We start from the raw sequence: 22,194 nt of genomic DNA, 5'->3' as shown, positions 1-22,194 counted from the left end.
TACCGGTAGCCATCAGGGTGAACCGGTTCGCGGCGTGTTTTCGCGCGCGTCCGGTCGGCCTTCGGTGGCCTTACGCATGAATTCTCCGACGTCTGAATTTCAGAACATGACCGCCGATATGGCACCCGAGAACAGGACCGCCCAGATGCCCGCCCGAACGATTGCTGCCGCTGGTCCTCTTGCCGCGCTCCTGCTTGCCGGTCTTGTCGGCGTTTCTTCCGCGACGGTGGCATATGGCGAAGGCGCCATGGCGATGATCGGGCCGCAATTGCCGGCCGCGGATGCGGTGTCGGAGATTGTCGGTGACACCATCGCCACGCCTGTCGATCCTCTTGGCGAGGCGCTGGGCGCCTATCTCGGCGACAAGATGGCCCGCTCCGAGGCCGTTGCCGCCGCACCCTACCTGAACGCCCGGCGCTGGCAGGCGGTTGCCGATTTCTATGCCGCGCGGGAGAATGCGCCGGTGTGGAGTGCCGATGGCATTCCGTCCCTGGTCGCGCGCCGTTTGATCGGCCGGCTCGGGCAGGCCGATCGCGATGGGCTGACGCCGGCCGATTACGCGCTGCCTGCGGGGCTGGCGCGCACGGCCGGAAAGCTCGATGCGCAGACCGTTGCCCGGTTCGAGACCCATCTGTCGGCGGCGCTTTTGGCCTATGCGGAAGAGGCGCAAGCCGGGCGGGTCGCCCCGAACGATCTGTCCCGTTCCATCACCGCGAGCCCGAAGCGTCCGGAGCCGGTGGCCGCCTTGCAGAGCCTGGCCGAGGCCAGCGATCCGCTGGCCGTGCTGGACGGGTTCAACCCGCCCCATCCTCAGTTTCAGGCGCTGCGCGAGCAACTGGCGCTGCTGCGCCAGCCGAAGACGGAGGAAGAGCGCCCGGTTGTCGTTCCCGCCGGCAAGGCGTTGAAGCCCGGCGCCTCGGACCCGCGCGTCGCCGCTCTTCGCCAGCGGCTCGGTGTTGAGGTGACAGAGGGGGGCGAGGCTGAGCGTTTCGACGATCCACTCAAGGAGGCGGTGCTCGCCTTCCAGCGGGACAATGGCTTGCACCCGGACGGGATTGTCGGCGCGCGCACGCTGCTGGCGCTCAACGCGGTCGCCGATGACGGCATGGCCGTGTCCGATGTGATCGCAAACATGGAGCGGTGGCGCTGGATGCCGCGCGACCTCGGCGCCTTCCACATTTTCGTGAACATTCCGGAGTTTCAGGCGCGGCTCTACCGCGATGGCACCAAGGTCTACGAGACGCGGATCGTCGTCGGCAAGCCGTCCAATCAGACGCCGGTGTTCTCCGACGTGATGGATCACGTCATCGTCAACCCGTACTGGAATGTGCCCTATTCCATCGTTTCCCAGGAGATGCTGCCGTCGATCCAGGCCAACCCGAACGGCTACCTGGGCGGTCGGAACTATGAGGTGCTCGCCGGCGGGCGGGTGGTGAACCCGGCCTCGGTCGACTGGGCCGGCGGCAATCTGCGCTCGGTGCGCATTCGTCAGCGACCGGGACGGGGCAATGCCCTCGGCCAGATCAAGTTCATGTTCCCGAACAAGCATTCGGTCTACCTCCACGACACGCCGTCCAAGAGCCTGTTCGGACGGTCGAGCCGGGCGTTCTCGCACGGCTGCGTGCGGGTCAAGGATCCGTTCGATTTCGCCGACGCTCTGCTGCAGCTGGACGAAAACTGGTCGGCGGCCCGGCTGAAGAAAATGGTCGGCGGTCAGGAACGGCGGGTCGACCTCACCCATGCGGTGCCGGTGCATCTGGCCTATTTCACCGCCTTCGTCGATGCGGAAGGGCGGCTGCAGCGCCGTCCGGACATCTACGGCCACAATGCGACGCTGACCAAGGCACTGGAAATCGACGGCTGGCAGGAGTGGCAACGCTTTGCGGTGGCCGCTCCGGTGGTGCGCGGGCCCCGCCGCGCCGCGCCGGCCAAGGCGGCGACGAAGGAGGCAGTGCACAAGGATGTGCGGACCCGCCGGGCTGAATTGCAGCGGCTGCGCCAGCGCCGCTCCAACGATATGTATCGCTGACGCGCGATCCGGGAGTCGCGTCCCGGGGGCCCGGGTTCCGCCCCGGCGGCGCTGGCAAAAACGTCTTCGGTGCCACCGCGCGGCCCGCCTCTTTTCCTCTCTCCTTCGTCTCCGGCGACCGGGTCGCCGGCTGCGCGTCATAGGTGCACGGAAGGCCTGCGGCTGCGACCTGACCGCGTTTCCGGTGTAGGGGCCGCTCTGTTCTGCCTCAGGAAAAGCCGACAAAAATCAGTGTGAAAGGATGAAAGATTCATTTTTTTGTGGCTGTGATGCGTAATTGCCACGATTTGCGCTCATTTCCGAATACGGTAAAGGCTTCTTAACTTCGGTGCCTTACATCAGTCCAATTGGGGGGCGGATGTTCGGCGTATCCGCCGGCAAACAAGCGAGACTGAACATTGCTCGAGGCATGGTTCTCCTGGGTGCGAACGAGTGCATGTGCGTTCGCCATGCTTGGCTTGATTGCGAGCAGCGCGCTGGTTTCCCTGTCGCCGTCGGAGGCGTTGGCGGAAACGCGAACCCTGAAGCTGTTCAACACCCACACCAAGGAACGGGTGTCCATCACCTTCAAGAAGAACGGACGCTACGTGTCCTCGGGCCTGCGTGAGCTCAACCGTTTCCTGCGCGACTGGCGGCGCAACGAAATCACCAAGATGGACCCGAAGCTGTTCGACCTGGTTTGGGAAGTCTACCAGAAGGCCGGTACCAGCAAGCCGATCCATGTGGTGTCCGGGTATCGCTCTCCGGCGACCAACAACATGCTGCGCGGCCGGTCGCGCGGCGTGGCCAAGAACAGCCAGCATACCCGTGGCCGAGCCATGGATTTCTTCATTCCAGGGATCAACATCTCGAAGCTGCGGGCGCTTGGACTGCGCAAGGAAGTGGGTGGCGTTGGTTTTTATCCGACTTCGCGCACGCCGTTCGTGCATATGGACACCGGCTCGGTGCGCCACTGGCCGCGCATGACCCGCAAGCAGCTTGCCAAGGTTTTCCCGCGCGGCGATACCATTCACGTTCCGACCGATGGCAAGAAGATGCCGCGCTATGCGGAGGCTCTCGCCCGGCACAAGGGTGGCGGCGCGCAGCGCAAGACCGTTCTTGCCAGCGCCAGCGGAACCCGTGCGCGGATCCGCACGACCGGTCAGGATATGACCTCCGGGAACGGGTCGATCTCGCGGCCGGCCCCGGTTGCCGCGTCCGGGTCCGGTGGCCCGAGCTTGATTGCCCGCCTGTTCGGTGGCGGCGATGATGACGCGAAGGATACGGCAACGCCGCGTCCGGCGGCCCGAACCGCTCGTGCCGAGGCGGCCACGCCGCCGCCAGTGCCTTCCGAAGCGCCTCCGGGTGTGCGCAGCGCTGCCGTGCCCGATGTGGTTCCACCGGCCAAGGCCGAACCCGAAGCACGGCCGGAGGTCGATCCGGTGATCGTCGCCAAGGTCGTGCCGCCCAGCAAGCCCGCCGGATTTGCCGCCATCGTTGCGGCCGCCACCGATGGCGCGGTACGGTCGGGAACGCTTGAAGCCCAGGCGCAGCGGCTGGCGCGCGGCGAAACGGCCCTGCCGGCGCCGACTGCTCGTCCTTTGGTGGTCGCTTCGGCTGAAGCCGCGCCGGCTGCTGCCCAGATGGCGTCGGCCTTCCCTGGTGCTCTTCCCCGTCCGGCGCCGCCACAGGATGGCGTTTCGGCCATCGCCGCGGTCACCGGGTCCGCCGCGCCGGCGCGCAAGCCGGAAAGCGGGCTCGCCGGTGCGACCCTTGCCTATGCAGCATCCGCAGGCGCTGTGGCGCCGGCTGACAGCAAGGTCGCCGTGCCACCGCGCCGTGCCGCGTCGATGGCGGGGACGGCAACCGGTGCGCGCGCCGCATCCTTGTCCGGCCGAGTTCCGGCGCCGGTGATCAAGGACCCGCTGGCGCAGTTCGCCGCGCTGCCCGATCGGAACATGCCTCATCTGATGTCTGCTGAGGTGACGACCCGCACCCGTGCATTTGCCGCGCTGTCCCACCCGAACCAGCGGCGCCTCGGCCTGCTTCTGGCTCCAGGTGGGCGGATCTTCGCCAACCGCTTCGGGACGCGCGTTGCGGCAACGCCGAAGGCGGACCGCTTCGAGGGGCCCGCTGTGGTGCTGTTGCCGGTGCTGACCGTCCAGTAGTTCTGTCGGCTGTCAGGACGGAAAACAGACACGAAAAACGCCGCGTCCCGGGAAAGGGCCGCGGCGTTTTTCGTTTGTCCTGTCGAAGGGCAGATCCGGACGCCGGGTTCGGCCCTTCCGCATGGCGCTGTGTCGGGGGCAGGCGCTCTTATCGGGCGGCGGCGCCAAGTGCCGTGCCGGTGTTCAACCGACCAACGCCGGTGCGGGCGATCTCGTTGGACGGATCGATGCCGAGGGCGCGGTTGTAGGAGCGGCGCGCGTCATTGGGCTTGCCAAGCGCCTCCAGGGCCAAGCCGCGATTGGCCCAGGCCATGGCCGAGCGCTTGTCGCGGTTGACCGCATCGGACAGGTCGGAAAAGGCTGCCTTCGGATCGTTGACCGCAAGATAGGAGACGCCGCGCGCGATGTAGGGCTCGGCCGCATTCGGGTCGAGGCCGATCGCGGTGGCAAAATCTTCGATCGCCTGGGTGTGCCGTCCCTGCGCCTGATAGATCAGGCCGCGATTGTGAAACGCCCGGGCATTGCCGGAATCGACGCGAATCGCCGCATCGAAATCCGCGAGCGCGAGCGTGTCGCGGTTCTGCTGGCGGTAGGCGTTGCCACGACCGACCAGCGCGGTGGCGTAGTCCGGCTTGATGCGAAGGGCGGCGGAATAGTCGGCAATGGCCCTGTTGAGATCGCCCATCCGGCGATAGACCAGCGCCCGATTCGCATAGGACTGGTAGGAGTCCGGCGAGAGTTTCAGCGCGGTATCGAAATCGGAAAGGGCCTGTTCGAGGCGCCCGGCGCGGCCGTATGCGATGCCCCGGGTGTTGTAGGCGGCTGCATCCCGCGGGTTGGCGTCGATCACCGCATCGAGCGATTCGATATTGGCGGCCGAGCCGGCGGAGCGGTCGATCTTGACGCCGGAAACCCCCGAGCTCTGACAGCCGGCAAGCAGCAGCGCGACTGCGGTGAGGGGACCCGCCATGGCGGAAAAGGGCAATCTGGCCTCGCGCATCGCTGCTCCTTCCTGCCTGTTCCCGGCGGCTTGTCGAAGCCGCCAGGCCAGCATCGGTTCCTGCCTTGCGGGAGGTGCCGGATGGACCTGGCCCGCCCATGCCGCCCGTTGCGGGACGGGCGCGCGGTCTTCGCCGGCCATGGCGAAAACCGGAATGAAATCAAGTCGGCGTCGCGCCTGGAGGCGACCGCGCGTGTCAGCGTAACCGTGTCAGCATCGCGCGCCAAATGCAAACGGACCAGACCGTTTTCCGGCTGGTCCGTTAACCCATGACGTCACTGATGAGAGAGCCACACGGATTCGCCCCAGCGACACCCGCGCCGGCGTGGCACGTGTCGGGGTCTGAAGGCGGTCTTGACGAAAAGACGTCAATCGCATGGCCGTCCGGCAGAGCTGTTCGCGTCCGTCCGTCGCATCGGCTCGCCGACGCGAAGACAGGTTTCAAATCAGCGGCGCGGCGCCTTGCTCGGCAGCAGACCTTCACGCTGGGCGCGCTTGCGGGCCAGCTTGCGGGCACGACGAACGGCCTCGGCCTTCTCGCGCGCCTTTTTCTCGGACGGCTTCTCGTAATGGCCACGAAGCTTCATCTCGCGAAAGATGCCTTCGCGCTGCATTTTCTTCTTGAGCGCCTTCAGCGCCTGATCGACATTGTTGTCGCGAACCAGAACCTGCACGCGTTTTTTCCCATCGTTCTCGCGCCGGAGCGTAGTCACCCTCGGCGCAGGATCAAATTCTTAACTGACTCGGAAGCGAAACCGGGTCGCACTCCACGAGGAAGCGCAATCCGCATATGGCATCCGCTCAAACAAAAAGAACGGTTCGCCGCTTTCACGTCGCTCGGTAGGGCTGGTTGGTAGCAGACACAGGCGTTGTTGTCCACCGTCCTTCGCCGGAAAACGCAAGGCCGGGCCAAGAAAACCGGTCCGATATGCCTGTTCCGACCTGCCCGGAACAGGCTGGACAGGGTTCACCGAAGCAACTACCTGTGGTGGGACGATCCGATGCCGGGCCAAGTTGCGGCTCCGCATTCTTACGGCAACGCCGAACTCAATCTCTGGAGCTTGAAGATGTCCTGGTCGACACCCGCGTCGCCCGGTGGGGTGGGCCTTTCTGAATTGTGGCGGAGCGACATTCGTCCGACCCTGATGCTCGGTCTGCCGATCGCCGGTGCCCAGGTGGCGCAGATGGCGATCAACACCACCGATGTCCTGATGATCGGTTGGCTCGGGGCGACGGAACTGGCGGCCGTGGTGCTGGCTTACAACCTGTTCATCCTGATCTGGCTGTTCGGCATGGGCGTGCTTCAGGCGGTGATCCCGCTTGCGGCGACCGCGCGCGGCGACCGGCGCCCGCGCGATGTGCGCCGTGCCGTGCGGATGGGCATCTGGTTCGCCGTGCTCTACACCATCCCGAGCTGGGGCGTCTTGTGGTTCACCGAGGATATCCTGCTGGCGTTTGGCCAGGATCCGGAGGTCTCGGCGGTGGCCGGCGACTACATGCAGGTGATGATGTTTTCGGTCCTGCCGTCGCTGCTGGTCATGGCCTTGCGCAACTTCATCACCGTGATGGAAAAGGCTCAGGTGGTGCTGTGGGCGACGGTGCTGGCGGCGCTGATGAATGCCGGGGTCGACTATTTGCTGATCTTCGGTCATTTCGGCTTTCCCCGGCTGGAAGTGGTCGGCGCGGGCATCGCTTCGGTCGCCACCGCGTCGCTGACGGTGGTGGTGCTGGTCATCTATACCCTGTGGCAGCGGCAGTTGCGGCGCTATGCGATTCTGGGGCGAATCTGGCGCAGCGACTGGCCGAAGATGCTGGAAATCCTGCGGCTCGGGTGGCCGGTCGCCGTCACGCTTCTGGTCGAGGTTGCTCTGTTTTCCGGCGCCTCGGTGATGATGGGCTGGATCGGAACGTTGCCGCTGGCGGCCCATGGCATTGCCACGCAGCTGGCCGCGATCACCTTCATGGTGCCGCTCGGGCTCGGGCAGGCGGGGATGATTCGCGTCGGTCTGGCCGCAGGGCACAAGGACCGGGCGGCGGTTGGGCGCGCTGGTTGGGTCGCGCTGTTCGGGTCGATGCTGTTCATGCTTTGCGGCGGCATCGTCTTCTGGTCGTTCCCCGAGACCCTGGTTCGGCTGTTTCTCGATCTGGACAATCCGCAGGCGGAGGAGGTGCTGGCCATTGGCATCACCTTCCTGCTGGTCGCGGCGGTGTTCCAGCTGTTCGACGGGGTGCAGGTGGTCGGTGGCTGCGTTCTGCGCGGACTGTCGGATACCAAGGTGCCGATGGTGCTGGCGATCGTCGGCTATTGGGGCGTGGGTATGGGCCTTGCCTATGGGCTGGCCTTCCCCGGCGGTTTCGGCGGCGTCGGTATCTGGTGGGGGCTGGCGGCGGGCCTTGCCAGCGTGTCGGTGGCGCTGATGTGGCGCTTTGCCTTGCGCGAGCGTATCGGTCTGGTCTGAGGCAAAAACCCCGCGCCGGTGGGCGCGGGGTGAGCTTTTTGTCGGGAAGCGCGAATTGCGGCGCGGCGATCAGGCGCGCAATGGGCGCAGCCGGTTGACATGGCCCATCTTGCGGCCCGGCCGGCTTTCCGCCTTGCCGTAAAGGTGCAGGCAGGCATCGGGCGCGGCAACAAGCGCCGGCCATCCCTCGACCTCAGCGCCAATCAGGTTTTCCATGACCACATCCGCATGTCGCTCAGCGCTGCCGAGCGGCCAGCCGGCAACCGCCCGCACATGCTGCTCGAACTGGGACACCTGGCAGGCGTCCTGGGTCCAGTGGCCGGAGTTGTGTACGCGCGGGGCGATCTCGTTGACCACGAGCCGCTCCGCCTCGTCGCCCGTGCCGGGCAGGACGAACATCTCGACCCCGAGAACGCCGACATAGTCGAGCTTCTCGGCGATGCGCTCGGCCAGCATCCGGGCCTCGGCCGCGGTGCCGGCGGCAAGCGTGGCGGGCACGGTCGAGGTCTTCAGGATGTGGTGTTCGTGATGATTCTCGGCGACGTCATAGGCGCGCAACGTGCCATCAAGGCCACGGGCGACAATCACCGAGACCTCGCGCTGGAACGGCACCAGGGCTTCCATGATCGCCGGCGCCGCGCCGAGCGCCTGGAAGGCGCCGGTGGCATCGGCCGTCTGCCGCAGCATCATCTGGCCCTTGCCATCATAGCCGAAGCGGCGGGTCTTCAGCACGCCCCGGCCGCCCAGTGCCTCCAGCGCGGGAAGGACGTCGTCCTGACTGTCGACAGAGCGGAAATCGGCGACCGGAATGCCGTTCTCGCGCAGGAACGTCTTCTCGGCCAGCCGGTCCTGGGAGACGGCCAGCGCATTCGGCCCCGGACGCACCGGAACCCGGGCGGCCAGATGGGCCGCCGTCGGGCCGGGCACATTCTCGAACTCATAGGTCACCACGTCGACGGCGGCGGCAAAGGCGTCGAGCGCGGCCGTGTCGTCATAGGCGGCGATGGTGAAGCCGGCGGCGACATCGAAGGCGGGGCTGTCCGGGTCCGGGCACAGCACATGCACCTTGAGGCCGAGCGGGGCCGCGGCAAGTGCCAGCATCCGGCCAAGCTGGCCGCCGCCGAGGATGCCGAGCGTCGCGCCCGGCTTCAGGATCGTGCGGGCGTCGGGAGCCGTCATGGTGGTGTCTTTCCGTCGGAAGGCTGTCAGAGATCGTCGGCGGGGCGTTCGGCGACCGCGTCACTCTGGCGTTGGCGCCAGGCATCGAGCCGGTCGGCCAGGTCCGGATCGTTGAGGGCAAGCACGGCGGCGGCGAGCAGAGCCGCGTTGACCGCGCCGGCGCGACCGATGGCCAGGGTGCCAACGGGAATGCCGGCCGGCATCTGCACGATCGACAGGAGGCTGTCCTCGCCCTTCAGGGTGCGCGATTCGATCGGCACGCCAAAAACGGGAAGCGGGGTCATGGAGGCGGTCATGCCCGGCAGGTGCGCCGCGCCGCCGGCACCGGCAATGACCACCTTGAAGCCGACGTCGCGGGCGGAGCGGGAGAACTCGTAAAGCCGCTCCGGCGTGCGATGGGCCGAGACGATGCGTGCCTCGAATGGCACGCCGAGCGCTTCCAGCGTATCGGCGGCATGTTTCATGGTCGGCCAGTCCGATTGACTGCCCATGATGATCGCCACCACTGGCGTCTTTGCTGTCATGCCACTCTCGCAAACTCGTGTCGAAGGGAAGGTCGGCTGGAAAGGCGCGGATTATAGGCAGAGCGGTACGGCGCGCAAGGGGCGGCGTTCCGGGGGAGCGGGCGCAGGCCGGTTGCCCCGGAGCCGGTGGTCGGGGCGGTTCGGTCCTTGCGTTCCGTCAGGCAATGATGTCGGGCAACAGGCGATCTTCCAGCGAGGTAATCCGGTCCTTGAGGAAGAGCTTCTTCTTCTTCATGCGCTGGAGTTGCAGGGCATCCGCCCGGCCGGTTTCGATGATCGCCCCGATTGCCGTGTCCAGGTCCCGATGCTCCTGGCGCAGGCGCGCCAATTCGATCCGGACCGATTTTTCATCCAGTTCCACGCCCATGCCTGAATCCATATCCGTCTCCAAGCGTTCTTTGCGATCCCGTCCCGCTATGGTCGCACCTGCCGAGGCGCGCCCCGCAAAGATACCGCGTATGTTCCGGGAAAGGTAGGGGATTTCAAAGGCGCGAAAACGGGGGGCGCAAGGCGGGGTTGAGGCAGGGTGTCGCAGGTCGGAAGAATTTTTTCAAAAGGGCAGATGTCGCTACGTCACCTTGTGCCGGAACTGTTCGACAGCGGGGAATGGCTGTGTCACACTCACGTCGTCAAAAGCGAATAGGCAAGGAGGTTTTCCATGTCACTACAGTCGCATCTCGTCGAGTTGCAGAAGCGCCACTCGGATCTTGAGCGGAAACTGGAAGAAGCAATGCGCCATCCAAGTATGGACTCGCTTGCCATTGCAGATCTCAAGCGTCGGAAGCTTCAACTCAAGGATGAGATTACACGGCTGGGCGGCGCTGAAACCGTGCATTGAGCGATTTGCACTGACAAACTACCGGCTTCTTCGGAAGTCTGCTGACGTAAAAGCCGCGGCATTGCCGCGGCTTTTGTCGTTTCATGGCGCCGAGATCAAGCCGGAGCCGAGGGGCGTCCGGCCCCTTGCGTCAGCTCTCGCGGGCCATCTCGCGCAGCACGTATTTCTGGATCTTGCCGGTCGAGGTTTTCGGCAGCTCCGTAAAAATGACATGGCGGGGCACCTTGAAATGGGCCAGCCGCTCGCGGCAGAAATCGGTGATCTCCTTGGCGGAGACCTCCGCTCCCGGGCGCAGCTCGACAAAGGCGCAAGGGGTCTCGCCCCATTTCTCGTCGGGCCGGGCGACCACGGCCGCGGCGACCACATCCGGATGCCGGAACAGGGCGTCTTCCACCTCGATGGAGGATATGTTCTCGCCGCCGGAAATGATGATGTCCTTGGAGCGGTCCTTGAGCTGGATATAGCCGTCGGGATGCAGGACGCCGAGGTCGCCTGAGTGGAACCAGCCGCCGGCGAATGCCTCGTCGGTCGCTTCCCGGTTCTTCAGGTAGCCCTTCATCACCACATTGCCGCGGAACATCACCTCGCCGAGGGTCTTTCCGTCCGCCGGCACCGGCTCCATGGTCATCGGATCGCGCACGCTCAGGCCGTCGAGGGCGACGTAGCGCACCCCTTGGCGCGCCTTGAGTGTGGCCTGTTCGTCGGCCGGGCGGGCGTTCCACTCGTCCTTCCATTCATTGACCACCGCCGGTCCGTAGACCTCGGTCAGGCCATAGAGATGGGTGACATTGAAGCCGGCTTCCTTCATCGCCGCAAGCACGGCCTCGGGCGGCGGGGCGGCAGCGGTGAAGAATTCGACGACGCGGCCGGCGAGGTCGCGTTTGTCTGCCTCGGGGGCGTTCAGCAGGGTGGTCATGATCACGGGGGCGCCGCACAGATGGGTCACCCCCTCGTCGGCGAGCGCGTCCCAGATCGGCTTCGGCCGCACCTGGCGCAGGCACACATGGGTGCCGGCGACGATCGAGATCGACCAGGGGAAGCACCAGCCGTTGCAGTGGAACATCGGCAGGGTCCACAGATAGACCGGGTGCTTGGCCATCGAGGCGGTGAGAATGTTGGCCTGGGCCAGCAGGTAGGCGCCGCGATGATGATAGACGACACCCTTGGGGTTGCCGGTGGTGCCCGAGGTGTAGTTCAGCGAGATCGCATCCCATTCGTCGCCCGGCAGCGACCAGGCGTAGTCCGGATCGCCGGAGGTGAGGAAAGCTTCGTAATCCTCAGAGCCGAGACGCTCGCCATCTTGCGGGAATTCCGGGTCGTCATAGTCGATGACCAGCGGCTTGACGGTGGCCAGCGCCAGCGCTTCCTTCATCACCGGGGCGAATTCCCGGTCGGTGATCACCACCTTGGTCTCGGCATGGTCGAGCTGGAAGGCCAGCACCGTGGCGTCGAGCCGGGTGTTCAGCGAGTGCAGCACGGCGCCGGTCATCGGCACGCCATAGTGCGCTTCCAGCATCGGCGGGGTGTTGGAGAGCATCACTGTCACGGTGTCGTTCTTGCCGATGCCGCGCGCGGCGAGTGCGGAGGCAAGCTGGCGCGCACGGGCATAGAAGTCCTGGTAACTGGTGCGCTGGGTTCCATGCACGATCGCCGTGCGATCGGGAAAGACGAAGGCGGCGCGCGCCAGGAAACTCAGCGGCGACAGGGGGGTGTGGTTTGCCTGCGTCTTGTCGAGATCGCGGGTATAGGGACTGCCAGTCTCAGCCATTCATTCCTCCGGAGAACCGAATTGCCCGGTCGGGCGTGCCATCAAACCGCCAAACCCGGTAAGGATCAACCATGCGAAAGGCGTAAGGGGGCGGTCATTGAGTCACATCAATCCGGTGACCCCGTCCCACAAGAGCTTGCAGCCGATCACCGCCACCGCGGCATGGGTGATGCGGTAGAACAGCGCGGGCCGGGTGCGCCGGACCAGCCAGACGCCGGCCAGCGTCGCCAGCGGTGCGAGCGGCAGCAGCAGGGCGGAGGTCGCCAGATTGGCCGCGTCGAACTGACCGAGCAGGCCATAGGGCACCAGCTTGATCGCGTTCATCGCCGTGAAGAACAGCACCGACGTGCCGGCGAAGCGCAGCGGATCGAGGCGCAGCGGCAGCATGTAGATCTGGAACGGCGGGCTGCCGGCATGGCTGACGAAGCTGGTGAAGCCGGCGATCATGCCCCAGAAGCGCCCGGCCCAGGGGCGATGCGGGCGCGGGGCGTTGCGGGCGGCGCCGCCGCGCAGGCTGTCGAGGGTGAACAGGATGGCGACCAGTCCGACCAGCAGGCGCACATGGGCATCGCTGACCTGTGCGGCGGTGACATAGCCAAGGACGATGCCGACAAGGGCGGCCGGCAGGAGGATCTTCAGGCTGGTGGCATCGAAGCTGCGGCGATAGGCGACGAGCCCGGCCATGTCCATGACGACGAGGATCGGCAGCATGATGCCGGCCGCCTGCACCGGCGGGATGACCAGCGCCATCATCGGCACGCCGAGCAGGGACAGGGGCCCGCCGAAGCCGCCCTTGGCCAGCCCGACCATGATCACGGCGGGAACGGCAAGCGCGTAGAAGAGGGGATCTGCGATCGGGGTCACGTCTGGGTATCTCGGGTGAAGGAAGCAGGCAGGACACGGGATGCGGGACGGCTCCGGTCCGAGCCTATACGCTGTCCGGGCGGCCCTGTCATGTTGGTGCGCCTCAACTGGTATGCCGGAGGCCGGTTTGGGCTGCCGCCCTCTTCGCCGAATGTCTTAGCCGGGCGGACTTGCCTTTCCCTTGGCGCTGGCGGCACATACTGTCTGGATGTGAAAAGTGCCAGTGCCTCCGGTGGCGGACCGGCAGGCGGCGCGCTTCTTCGCGGATCGCTTCAGGCAACACGCTTCAGGGCGAAAAAGACAGACCGTGACGGCTTCGCCGATCGCGGGCGGGCAACGAGGAGTGACAGGATGCCAAGCCGTTATCACGAGGTCTATGGCAAATCGATGCGGGATCCGGAGGCCTTCTGGGCGGAGGCCGCCGCCGAGATCGACTGGATCAAGCCATGGGACAAGGTGTTTGACCCCTCGCTCGGAAGTTTCGGTCAGTGGTTCGCCGGTGCGGAATGCAACACCTGCTACAATTGCCTCGACCGCCATGTGGAGCGTGGCCGCCCGGGCCAGCCGGCGATCATCTATGACAGCCCGATCACCGGCAAGTCGGCGAGTTACACCTATGAGGAGGTGCTGGCGCGGGTCAATGCGCTGGCGGCCTGTCTGGTCGACAAGGGTGTGACCAAGGGTGACCGGGTGATCCTCTACATGCCGATGATCCCCGAGGCGCTGATGGCCATGCTTGCTTGTGCCCGTCTCGGCGCGGTGCATTCGGTGGTGTTCGGCGGGTTCGCCGCACGGGAGCTGGCCACCCGGATCGAGGATGCCGGCCCGAAGGCCATTGTGGCTGCGTCCTGCGGCATCGAGCCGGGCCGGGTCGTGGCCTACAAGCCGTTGCTCGACGAGGCGATCGAATTGTCCGCGCACAAGCCCGAGGCCTGTTTCGTGCTGCAGCGGGAGCAGGCCGAGGCAACGCTGATCGAGGGCCGCGACCACGACCTCGGAGCGCTGATGGGCGAGGCGATGGCGGCCGGCCGGAAGGTCGACTGCGTGCCGGTGAAGGCGACCGATCCGCTCTACATCCTCTATACCTCCGGCACTACCGGGCAGCCCAAGGGTGTCGTTCGCGACAATGGCGGGCATATGGTCGCGCTGAAGTGGTCGATGAAGAATCTCTATGGTATCGAGCCGGGCGAGGTGTTCTGGACCGCCTCCGACGTCGGTTGGGTGGTCGGTCATTCCTACATCGTCTATGCGCCGCTGCTGCACGGCGCGACCACCCTGGTGTTTGAGGGCAAGCCGGTGGGCACGCCCGATGCGGGCGTGTTCTGGCGGGTGATTTCCGACCACAACGTGGTGAGCCTGTTCACCGCGCCGACCGCCTTCCGGGCGATCAAGAAGGAAGATCCCGAAGGCAAGCTGATCGGCGACTATGATCTGGCGGGCTTCCGCTCCCTGTTCCTGGCCGGCGAGCGTGCCGATCCGGACACGCTGCAATGGGCCGAGGACAAGCTGGGCGTTCCGGTGATCGACCATTGGTGGCAGACGGAAACCGGCTGGGCGATTGCCGGCAATCCGCTGGGGCTCGGCCTGCTGCCGATCAAGCACGGCTCGCCGAGCGTGCCGATGCCCGGCTACGACGTGCAGGTGCTGGACGATGCGGGCCATCCGGTGCCGGCTGGCACCCTCGGCAACGTGGTGATCAAGCTGCCGCTGCCCCCTGGCTGCCTGCCGACTTTGTGGCAGGCGCCCGAGCGGTTCCGCACCAGCTATCTGGACGAGTTTCCGGGCTACTACAAGACCGCGGATGCCGGGATCAGGGACGAGGAAGGCTACCTGTTCATCATGGCGCGCACCGATGACATCATCAACGTGGCGGGGCATCGTTTGTCCACCGGGGCGATGGAAGAGGTGCTGGCCAGCCATCCGGATGTGGCCGAATGCGCCGTCGTCGGGATCACCGACAAGCTGAAAGGGCAAACCCCTTGCGGTTTCGTCGTCCTGAAGGCCGGGGTCGACCGGCCAACGGCGGAGATCGAGGCGGAACTCGTTCGCATCGTGCGGGAGAAGATCGGGCCGGTGGCGGCCTTCAAGCTTGCGATCACCGTGGAGCGCCTGCCGAAGACCCGCTCGGGCAAGATCCTGCGGGCGACCATGCGCCAGATCGCCGACGGCGATGCGTTCAAGATGCCGGCGACCATCGACGATCCGGCGATTCTCGACGAGATCGAGGATGCGCTCAAGGAACGTGGGTTGGCCGGTACTTCCTGACAGAGCGGCGAGGAACCCGCCGGCAAACGGATGCCGGCGGGCATCGACAGGACGCGCGGGCCGGCCTATGGTCGCGCGGCGTGGTTGCGTGCGCGGGCCGGGAGGGGCCGTCACGCAATGCCATGATCGTTCGTCGATGGGGGCGCAAGGCGGGATATTTCAAACGCCGCCGCGTGCTTCCGATCTGATTAGGAGTTGGCCCACAGGTGCCTGATCCCGGTTTTCGGGATGCGGGGGCCTTGGCCCGAGGCCACGACACAAGCGAGGGTTCCGTGTCTCTGGAAAACAAGGTAGCCATCGTCACCGGCGCGGCCGGTGGCATCGGATTCGCCATTGCCAAGCGTTTCGTGCAGGACGGGGCGAAGGTCGTCATTGCCGACCTTGATGATGCGCGCGGCGCTGCGGCGGAAGCCGAACTCGGTGCGCTGGGCGAGGTGCGCTATGTGCATTGCAATGTCGCCGAGAAGCTCGACGTGCGCAATCTCGTCGCCGCGACACTCGATGCGTTCGGCGATATCGACATCCTGGTCAACAACGCCGGCATCGTCGTCGGCGCGGATTTCCTCGATCTGGAAGAGGCGGATTTCGACCGGGTGCTGGGCGTCAACCTGAAGGGCGCGTTCCTGTGCTCCCAGGCGGTTGCCCGGCATATGGTCGACAAGGTCAAGGACGGCGGCACGCCCGGCACGATCATCAACATGTCGTCGGTGAACGCGGTGTTCGCCATCGCCAACCAGGTGCCCTATTCGATCTCCAAGGGCGGCATGAACCAGCTCACCAAGGTGGCGGCGCTGTCGCTGGCCCCCTACGGCATTCGCGTCAACGGCATCGGGCCGGGCTCGATCATGACGGAGATGCTGGCGTCGGTGAATTCCGACCCGGCGGCAAAGGCACGGGTGCTGTCGCGCACGCCGATGGGGCGCGTGGGCGAACCGTCGGAAATCGCCGGCGTCGCGGCATTCCTGGCCTCCGATGATGCCAGCTACATGACCGGTCAGACCTTGTATGCCGATGGCGGCCGTCTGCCGCTCAACTACACGGTTCCGGTTCCCGACGAGGACTGAGGGGCGCTGCCCTGATTGGCCGTCGTGTCCGGTCGGCATTCAGACAAACAAAAGGGCCGGGGAAGCGATTCCCCGGCCCTTTTTCGTGTGCAAGTGGTGTTGGCGCTGGCAGCCGGGCGGCGCGGGCTATTCGCCGGCGGCGCTTTCGGCAAGCGGGGTGGTCGCAGCGGCCGAGGCTTCCGAAGCGGAGGAAAACGCCTGGGCGCCGGTCTCGAACTGCAGCTTCGCCAGTTTGGCATAGAGCCCGCCGCGGGCCACCAGATCGCTGTGGGTGCCGGTTTCGACGATCTTGCCGCCGTCCATGACGATGATGCGGTCCGATTTCAAGATGGTGGCGAGCCGGTGGGCGATCACCAGCGTCGTGCGCTGTTCCATCAGCCGTTCCAGCGCCTGCTGCACCACGGTCTCGCTTTCCGCGTCCAGCGCGCTGGTGGCCTCGTCGAGCAGCAGCAGCGGCGCATCCTTGAGGATCGCCCGGGCAATGGCGATGCGCTGGCGCTGGCCGCCGGACAGGGTGACGCCGCGCTCGCCGATCTCCGTGTCATAGCCCTGCGGGAGGGCGCGGATGAATTCGTCGGCAAGCGCCAGTTCGGCGGCCCGGCGAATCTCCTCGGCACTGGCATCCGGGCGCCCGAAGGCGATGTTTTCCAGAACGGTGGTGCCGAAGACAACCGTGTCCTGCGGCACCAGCGCCATATGACCGCGAATGTCGCGCGGATCGCAGGCCCTGAGGTCCATGCCGTCGATCAGGATGGCGCCCTTGCTGGGGTCGTAAAAGCGCATCAGCAGATGGAACAGGGTCGATTTGCCGGCACCTGACGGGCCCACCACCGCCACGGTCTCTCCCGGCGCGATATCGAGGTCGATGCCGTTGACCACCGGCACGTCGCCGCTCTTGGCGTAGGAGAAGGATACCTTGTCGAAGCGGACGCTGCCGGTGATCCGCGCAGGCAGGGCGACGGGGTTTTCCGGGGCGGAGATTTCCGGCTCGATCCGCAAGAGTTCGGCCAGCCGTTCGGCGGCGCCGGCGGCCAGGGAAATCTCGCCCCAGACCTGGCTGAGCTCACCGAGCGCACCGGCAGCGAAAATCGAATAGAGCAGGAACTGACCCAGCTCGCCGGCGGAAATGCGTCCGGTGAAGACGTCGCTGGCGCCGACCCAGAGCACGGTGACGACGCTGGAGGCGATCACGAAGATGGCGAAGGCGGTCAGCAGCGCCCGGGCGAGAATCGCGGTTCTGGCGGCGCGGAAGGCCTCTTCCACGGAGGCGGCGAAGCGGTTGCCGGCGAGCTTCTCGTTGGTGAAGGCCTGAAGGGTCCGCACCGCGCCGATGGCCTCAGAGGCATAGGCGGAGGCGTCGGCCAACGTGTCCTGTGCCTTGCGCGACCGGCGGCGCACGGAGCGGCCGAAGGCGATCAGCGGCAGCACGATCACCGGGATCGCGGCGAGCACGAACAGCGACAGGCGCGGGCTGGTGACCACCATCATGGCGGAGGCGCCGAGGAACATCACCAGATTGCGCATGGCGATGGAGGCGCTGGCGCCGACGGCGGATTTGACCTGGGTCGCATCGGCGGTCAGCCGGGAGACCATTTCGCCGGATTTGGCGCTGTCGAAATAGGCCGGAGAGAGATGGACCAGATGGGCGAAGACGTCGGCGCGGATATCGGCGACGATCCGTTCGCCGAGCGAGGTCACGAGGAAATAACGCAGGGCACTGAATCCGGCGAGACAGGCGACCACCACGATCAGCACCGTGAAGTAGCTGTTGATCAGGGCCGGATCGTCGGCGCCGAAGCCGAAGTCGATCATCCGGCGAATGGCCACCGGCAGGACCAGGGTCGTCACGGCGGCGCCAACAAGCGCCAAGAGCGCCAGCAGGACGCGGCCCTTGTAGCGGCCAAGATAGGGAACAAGTGTCCCGAGCGGGCGGATATCGCGGTTTCCCGAGCGTTCGGGCGAGGATGTTGAACCGTAGCGGGACACTCTGTCTCTTTCCGTTCCTGGTCAGCCTGGTGATCGGCGCCGGGCGGGCGGCGCGGGTCGTTTTCTCGCCGGACCATACCCGGTTCCGTGCGCCGGCGCCAATCGTGCGGCAGGGACAATCGGGCGCACCCCGATGGCAATCGGGGCGCGCGTTGCCCCGACGTTCGGACGGTGATTGCCGGTTTCTGGCCGGGGAAGGCACCGCGCAGGCACGCTGGCTCTTGTCTTGCCGGTGCATTTCCGCTATAGCCTCGCGCCTGAAGGTTTTGGGTCGTGCCCCGCATCTGTTGGGCGCAGGACCCGTCGGACAGTGCATCCACCGCAATCCTCGACCTTTCGGCGCCGTTTCGGTGCTTTTCGGGGATATGCGGCATCGATGCCGTGACAGACGCAAGACAGCAACCACAAGCGCCGCGCCTCCCCAGGGCCGGTGTTCGCCGCAGGCACGGGGACAGACGATGAAAAAAGACATTCATCCCGATTACCACACCATCAAGGTGGTGATGACGGACGGCAGCGAATTCTTCACCCGCTCCACCTATGGCGCGGACGGCGACTCGCTCCAGCTCGACATTGATCCGCGGACCCATCCGGCCTGGACCGGTGGCGACCGTCAGCTGATGGATCGTGGCGGCCGCGTCTCGCGCTTCAAGAACAAGTACGCTGGCTTCCTCGGCAACTGATCCGGGACCACAGCGTTTCAAAATGAAAAACCCCGGTCGCATCGGCCGGGGTTTTTTCGTGTCTGGTTGTCGCTCTCTGGCGCGGCATGGCCGCGCCAGGACCGGGAGAGGGGTCAGGAAAGGTTGCCTGAGCCGAAAGCGGCGCTGAGGGCGCTGAGCTGCGCGGCGACCGGGTTGCCGCCGGCGGGCATCTGCATGCCGGCGCGGTCGCTCTCGTGGATCATCCGGTCGAGATGAAGCACCCGTTCCTGGAGCCGCACGGACCGGTCGATGAGGTTGCGCAGGCGCTCGGGAAGCTGATCCCAGCCGGTGCCGTCACGTGTGGAAGACAGGGTGTCGAGCCGCACCTTGTTCTTCTCGTTTCCAGCCTGCTCCGGCGACATTTCGCCTTCGTTGACCGCGCGTTGCAGCAGAAGCCAGGAGGCCATCTGCATCAGCCGGGTGGTCAGGCGCATGGATTCGGTGGCGTAGGCCAGCGACGGGGCGCGGGGCAGGGATTTCGATTCCACCCGGCCATCGCCATCAAGATAGGCGGCGGTTTCCTCCACCAGGGCCATGCCATCGTGAAACAGCGCGTCGAACATGTCCGAATTGGCGAGGCGACCAGCGAAGTCGATGGTGCGATTGCTCGGTGTTGGCGAGAACGGGGTTGTCATCGGCCTCTGCCTCCTTCTGGGCGTTGTTGCGGCGCATGGTGACCGGGTCTGGGGGCCTCGGATGTGCTGCCCTTTTGGGGCCGTCGAGGCTGGAGTGTCCCGATTTGAGCCGTCTGCGATTGCTTCGACGGCAGCCACGCAAGCGCCATGCCAAAAGGGCGCCCTGGTATTCTGTCTTCCTCCCCGAATACACCGAAGCGGAGGACAAAAAAAGAGCCGCGACGAACGCGGCTCGAAGTCATTAACAGGGAGGCGTCAAACAGAGTGGACAGGAGCCACTCGAAATCCAGATGACTGGATACCCACAGTTATGAATTAGAAAGCTTAACAAAGCGTAAATTAATAAAAGTTGAATGACCTGTTTTGGGTCACCTGTTGTTGTCTCAAGAAGTTACCGCAGTAAATTCCGTGGAGTTTCAGTCGTCTTTCTTGCGAAACATCGCATCCGCCGCCGCCCGTACGCCGCCGCGCGATGCCAGCGCCGCTTCGACCCGGGCGATCTCCCCTGTGAGGGCGCGGATCCGCTCCTTCAGCTCATCCTCCGACAGGCGGGAGAGGTCGCCGCCGAGGGGAATCTCGCTTGCCGGGCCTGCCGGGAAGATGTCGTCGTCCTGTGCCGCCATGGTGCGCTCCAGTGCCTTCCTTGGTCACTCCTCTTGCGCCCGAGAATGTCAGCTGCGGCCCTGTGCGGTCAATTGTCATCGTCGGGACAAAGGCTTAAACCGAAGGCAGATGCAGTCAGGCTGATCCTTGGGAGAATTCGATGACCGACACACCGCGCATGATGACCGCGATTGGCTACGAGACACCCGGGGGACCGGATGTGCTGGCGCCGCAACAGCGACCGGTGCCGGCGCCTGCCGAAGGCGAGGTTCTGATTCGCGTCATCGCCGCCGGGGTCAACCGGCCGGATGTGATCCAGCGGATGGGCCACTATCCGCCGCCCCCGGGGGTGACGGATATTCCCGGGCTTGAGGTGGCCGGCGAAATCGTCGCGCTCGGCCATGGCGTGTCGCGCCATGCGGTCGGCGACCGGGTCTGCGCCCTGGTTCCGGGTGGCGGCTACGCGGAGTATTGCGCGGCCCCTGAAGGATCGGTGCTGCCGGTGCCCGCCGGTCTGTCGATGGTCGAGGCGGCGGCTCTGCCCGAGACCTTCTTCACGGTCTGGAGCAACGTGTTCGACCGGGTGCGGCTGGTCGCCGGTGAGCGCTTTCTGGTGCATGGCGGCACCTCGGGCATCGGCACGACGGCGATCCAGCTTGCCAAAGCCTTCGGTGCCGAAGTGTTCACCACGGTCGGCTCGCCGGAGAAGGCGGAGGCCGCGCGGGCGCTCGGTGCCGATCATGTGATCAACTACAACACCACCGACTTCGTGACGGAGATCCTGAACCTGACGGCGGGCGCCGGCATCCATGTCATTCTCGACATGGTCGGCGGCGACTATGTGGAGCGGAACTGGAAGGTGGCGGCGATCGAGGGGCGGATCTGCCAGATCGCCACGCTGAACGGCGTTGCCGAACAGGTCAATTTCTCCCGTCTGATGATGAAGCGGCTGGTGCATACCGGCTCCACCTTGCGGGCGCGCGATGCGGGCTTCAAGGCGGCGATTGCCCGCGCGCTCGGGCAAAAGGTCTGGCCGCTGATCGCGGCGGGCCGGGTGCGGCCGGTGATGGATTCCACCTTTCCCCTGGCGGAGGCGGCCAAGGCGCATGGGCGGATGGAAAGCTCCGGCCATATCGGCAAGATCGTGCTTGAGGTCGCCGAGGCCTGAACCGCCAGCGGGCTGGCGCTTCCTGCCGTAGGGGAATGGCCAATCCTTCCCTGCGGAAAGGGGATGTGACCCTGGGGCGCGGCCCGTTGCGATCGGTGTTTGATTTCAATTCGGGAAGGGCGTATAAGCTTGGCACTTCCCCTTAAATGCGACAGACTTCGGCTTGGCTGGCTCCTGCGCGAATGGCGTGGATCCCGGCGGAGCAGACAGGAGGATTTTATACATGGCAAGCCCTCCCTTGATGCCCAAGGCAACGGCTGTCTGGCTCGTGGACAATACTGCGCTGAGCTTCGAGCAGATTGCCGATTTCTGCAAACTTCACCCGCTCGAGGTGAAGGCGATCGCAGACGGCGAGGCGGCTCAGGGAATCAAAGGCCTTGATCCGGTGATGAGCGGACAGCTCAGCCGCGAGGAAATCGAAAAGGCACAGCGCGACAGCGGCTACCGGCTCAAGCTGCAGGAAGCCAAGACCCGCGTTCCGGAAGCCAAGCGGCGCGGACCGCGCTACACGCCGGTCTCGCGCCGGCAGGACCGGCCGAACGCGATCCTGTGGCTGGTGCGCAACCACCCGGAACTGAAGGACGCGCAGATCATGCGGCTGGTCGGCACGACCAAGCCGACGATCGAGGCGATCCGCGAGCGCACCCACTGGAACTCGGCCAACCTGACGCCGATGGATCCGGTGACGCTCGGGCTCAGCAGCCAGATCGAACTCGACATGGAAGTGGAAAAGGCGGCGAAGAACGCCCCGCCGCGGCCCGAGGGCGAGATGGTCGAGGAGACCCTGCTGCCGGTGGACGAGACGACGTCGGAAGACGCGATGGCCGCGGCTTTTGCCCGCCCCGCTCCGTCGAGCCAGCCGGAAGACGAGGAAATCGACGCCGACGCGGTGTTCGCCAAGCTGAACTCGATGAAGAATGCTTCCGCCGACAAGGATCAGGACGAGGATTGATTCCGGCCC

19 protein-coding genes are annotated in these 22,194 nt (G+C 65.7%); 9 read left to right on the top strand and 10 right to left on the bottom strand.

The window, feature by feature from the left end; translation table 11 throughout:
- Positions 1-145: 145 nt before the first annotated feature.
- Both LC062_RS07880 and LC062_RS07875 read left to right on the top strand, forming a co-directional pair.
- The gene (locus LC062_RS07880; RefSeq protein ID WP_224910489.1) at positions 146-2,029 is read left to right on the top strand and encodes a L,D-transpeptidase family protein; all 1,884 of its coding nucleotides are present in this window, start codon (positions 146-148) and stop codon (positions 2,027-2,029) included.
- Between the two features lie 449 nt (positions 2,030-2,478).
- Positions 2,479-4,176, top strand: coding sequence for a DUF882 domain-containing protein (locus tag LC062_RS07875; protein WP_224910488.1), 1,698 nt, complete (start codon positions 2,479-2,481; stop codon positions 4,174-4,176).
- A 148-nt stretch (positions 4,177-4,324) separates the two neighbouring features.
- Here the strand turns inward: LC062_RS07875 and LC062_RS07870 are convergent, their stop codons facing one another.
- Positions 4,325-5,176: a tetratricopeptide repeat protein gene (locus LC062_RS07870; protein ID WP_224910487.1), complete on the bottom strand. Its 852-nt coding sequence runs from the start codon at positions 5,174-5,176 to the stop codon at positions 4,325-4,327.
- Between the two features lie 446 nt (positions 5,177-5,622).
- Positions 5,623-5,850 (bottom strand): 30S ribosomal protein S21, encoded by a 228-nt coding sequence (gene rpsU, locus LC062_RS07865; RefSeq protein ID WP_029059436.1) that lies wholly within the window; start codon positions 5,848-5,850, stop codon positions 5,623-5,625.
- 393 nt (positions 5,851-6,243) lie between these two features.
- Between rpsU and LC062_RS07860 the strand changes: the two genes are divergently transcribed.
- Positions 6,244-7,635 (top strand): MATE family efflux transporter, encoded by a 1,392-nt coding sequence (locus LC062_RS07860; protein WP_224910486.1) that lies wholly within the window; start codon positions 6,244-6,246, stop codon positions 7,633-7,635.
- 69 nt (positions 7,636-7,704) lie between these two features.
- Here LC062_RS07860 and LC062_RS07855 read toward each other — a convergent pair whose 3' ends face one another.
- From LC062_RS07855 to LC062_RS07845, 3 genes are all read right to left on the bottom strand, one after another.
- The gene (locus tag LC062_RS07855) at positions 7,705-8,814 is read right to left on the bottom strand and encodes a 5-(carboxyamino)imidazole ribonucleotide synthase (RefSeq protein WP_224910485.1); all 1,110 of its coding nucleotides are present in this window, start codon (positions 8,812-8,814) and stop codon (positions 7,705-7,707) included.
- 26 nt (positions 8,815-8,840) lie between these two features.
- Complete coding sequence (gene purE, locus LC062_RS07850; RefSeq protein WP_224910484.1) at positions 8,841-9,338, bottom strand: 5-(carboxyamino)imidazole ribonucleotide mutase; 498 nt, start codon at positions 9,336-9,338, stop codon at positions 8,841-8,843.
- Positions 9,339-9,495: 157 nt separating this feature from the next.
- On the bottom strand, positions 9,496-9,717 hold the full coding sequence (locus LC062_RS07845; protein ID WP_224910483.1) for a YdcH family protein: 222 nt from the start codon (positions 9,715-9,717) through the stop codon (positions 9,496-9,498).
- Positions 9,718-9,996: 279 nt separating this feature from the next.
- On the opposite strand from LC062_RS07845, the gene LC062_RS07840 reads away from it, so the two are divergent.
- Positions 9,997-10,176: a YdcH family protein gene (locus LC062_RS07840; protein ID WP_224910482.1), complete on the top strand. Its 180-nt coding sequence runs from the start codon at positions 9,997-9,999 to the stop codon at positions 10,174-10,176.
- Positions 10,177-10,306: 130 nt separating this feature from the next.
- Here LC062_RS07840 and LC062_RS07835 read toward each other — a convergent pair whose 3' ends face one another.
- Both LC062_RS07835 and LC062_RS07830 read right to left on the bottom strand, forming a co-directional pair.
- Positions 10,307-11,944 carry an acyl-CoA synthetase gene (locus LC062_RS07835; protein WP_224910481.1) on the bottom strand — a complete coding sequence of 546 codons (1,638 nt, stop codon included), beginning with the start codon at positions 11,942-11,944 and terminating at the stop codon, positions 10,307-10,309.
- Between the two features lie 102 nt (positions 11,945-12,046).
- Positions 12,047-12,808 (bottom strand): sulfite exporter TauE/SafE family protein, encoded by a 762-nt coding sequence (locus tag LC062_RS07830; RefSeq protein WP_224910480.1) that lies wholly within the window; start codon positions 12,806-12,808, stop codon positions 12,047-12,049.
- A 351-nt stretch (positions 12,809-13,159) separates the two neighbouring features.
- Between LC062_RS07830 and LC062_RS07825 the strand changes: the two genes are divergently transcribed.
- Together LC062_RS07825 and LC062_RS07820 are read left to right on the top strand one after the other, a co-directional pair.
- Positions 13,160-15,073, top strand: coding sequence for a propionyl-CoA synthetase (locus LC062_RS07825; protein WP_224910479.1), 1,914 nt, complete (start codon positions 13,160-13,162; stop codon positions 15,071-15,073).
- A 272-nt stretch (positions 15,074-15,345) separates the two neighbouring features.
- Positions 15,346-16,137, top strand: a complete 792-nt coding sequence (locus tag LC062_RS07820) for an SDR family NAD(P)-dependent oxidoreductase (RefSeq protein ID WP_224910478.1) — start codon at positions 15,346-15,348, stop codon at positions 16,135-16,137.
- Between the two features lie 126 nt (positions 16,138-16,263).
- Here LC062_RS07820 and LC062_RS07815 read toward each other — a convergent pair whose 3' ends face one another.
- On the bottom strand, positions 16,264-18,123 hold the full coding sequence (locus LC062_RS07815; RefSeq protein ID WP_224910477.1) for an ABC transporter transmembrane domain-containing protein: 1,860 nt from the start codon (positions 18,121-18,123) through the stop codon (positions 16,264-16,266).
- 458 nt (positions 18,124-18,581) lie between these two features.
- On the opposite strand from LC062_RS07815, the gene rpmE reads away from it, so the two are divergent.
- Positions 18,582-18,806, top strand: a complete 225-nt coding sequence (gene rpmE, locus LC062_RS07810; protein ID WP_181760514.1) for a 50S ribosomal protein L31 — start codon at positions 18,582-18,584, stop codon at positions 18,804-18,806.
- A gap of 113 nt (positions 18,807-18,919) precedes the next feature.
- On the opposite strand, the gene rcdA is transcribed toward rpmE, so the two are convergent.
- Positions 18,920-19,462, bottom strand: a complete 543-nt coding sequence (gene rcdA, locus LC062_RS07805; RefSeq protein ID WP_224910476.1) for a protease adaptor protein RcdA — start codon at positions 19,460-19,462, stop codon at positions 18,920-18,922.
- 416 nt (positions 19,463-19,878) lie between these two features.
- On the bottom strand, positions 19,879-20,085 hold the full coding sequence (locus LC062_RS07800) for a DUF1192 domain-containing protein (protein WP_224910475.1): 207 nt from the start codon (positions 20,083-20,085) through the stop codon (positions 19,879-19,881).
- Between the two features lie 140 nt (positions 20,086-20,225).
- On the opposite strand from LC062_RS07800, the gene LC062_RS07795 reads away from it, so the two are divergent.
- Complete coding sequence (locus LC062_RS07795; protein ID WP_224910474.1) at positions 20,226-21,233, top strand: NAD(P)H-quinone oxidoreductase; 1,008 nt, start codon at positions 20,226-20,228, stop codon at positions 21,231-21,233.
- A gap of 223 nt (positions 21,234-21,456) precedes the next feature.
- Positions 21,457-22,185, top strand: coding sequence for a DUF1013 domain-containing protein (locus LC062_RS07790; RefSeq protein ID WP_224910473.1), 729 nt, complete (start codon positions 21,457-21,459; stop codon positions 22,183-22,185).
- The last annotated feature ends 9 nt before the right edge of the window (positions 22,186-22,194 follow it).

The sequence above is a fragment of the Stappia indica genome, assembly GCF_020177335.1.
Taxonomy (GTDB): Bacteria; Pseudomonadota; Alphaproteobacteria; order Rhizobiales; family Stappiaceae; genus Stappia; species Stappia indica_B.
This window is presented reverse-complemented; position numbering and strand designations above follow the sequence as displayed.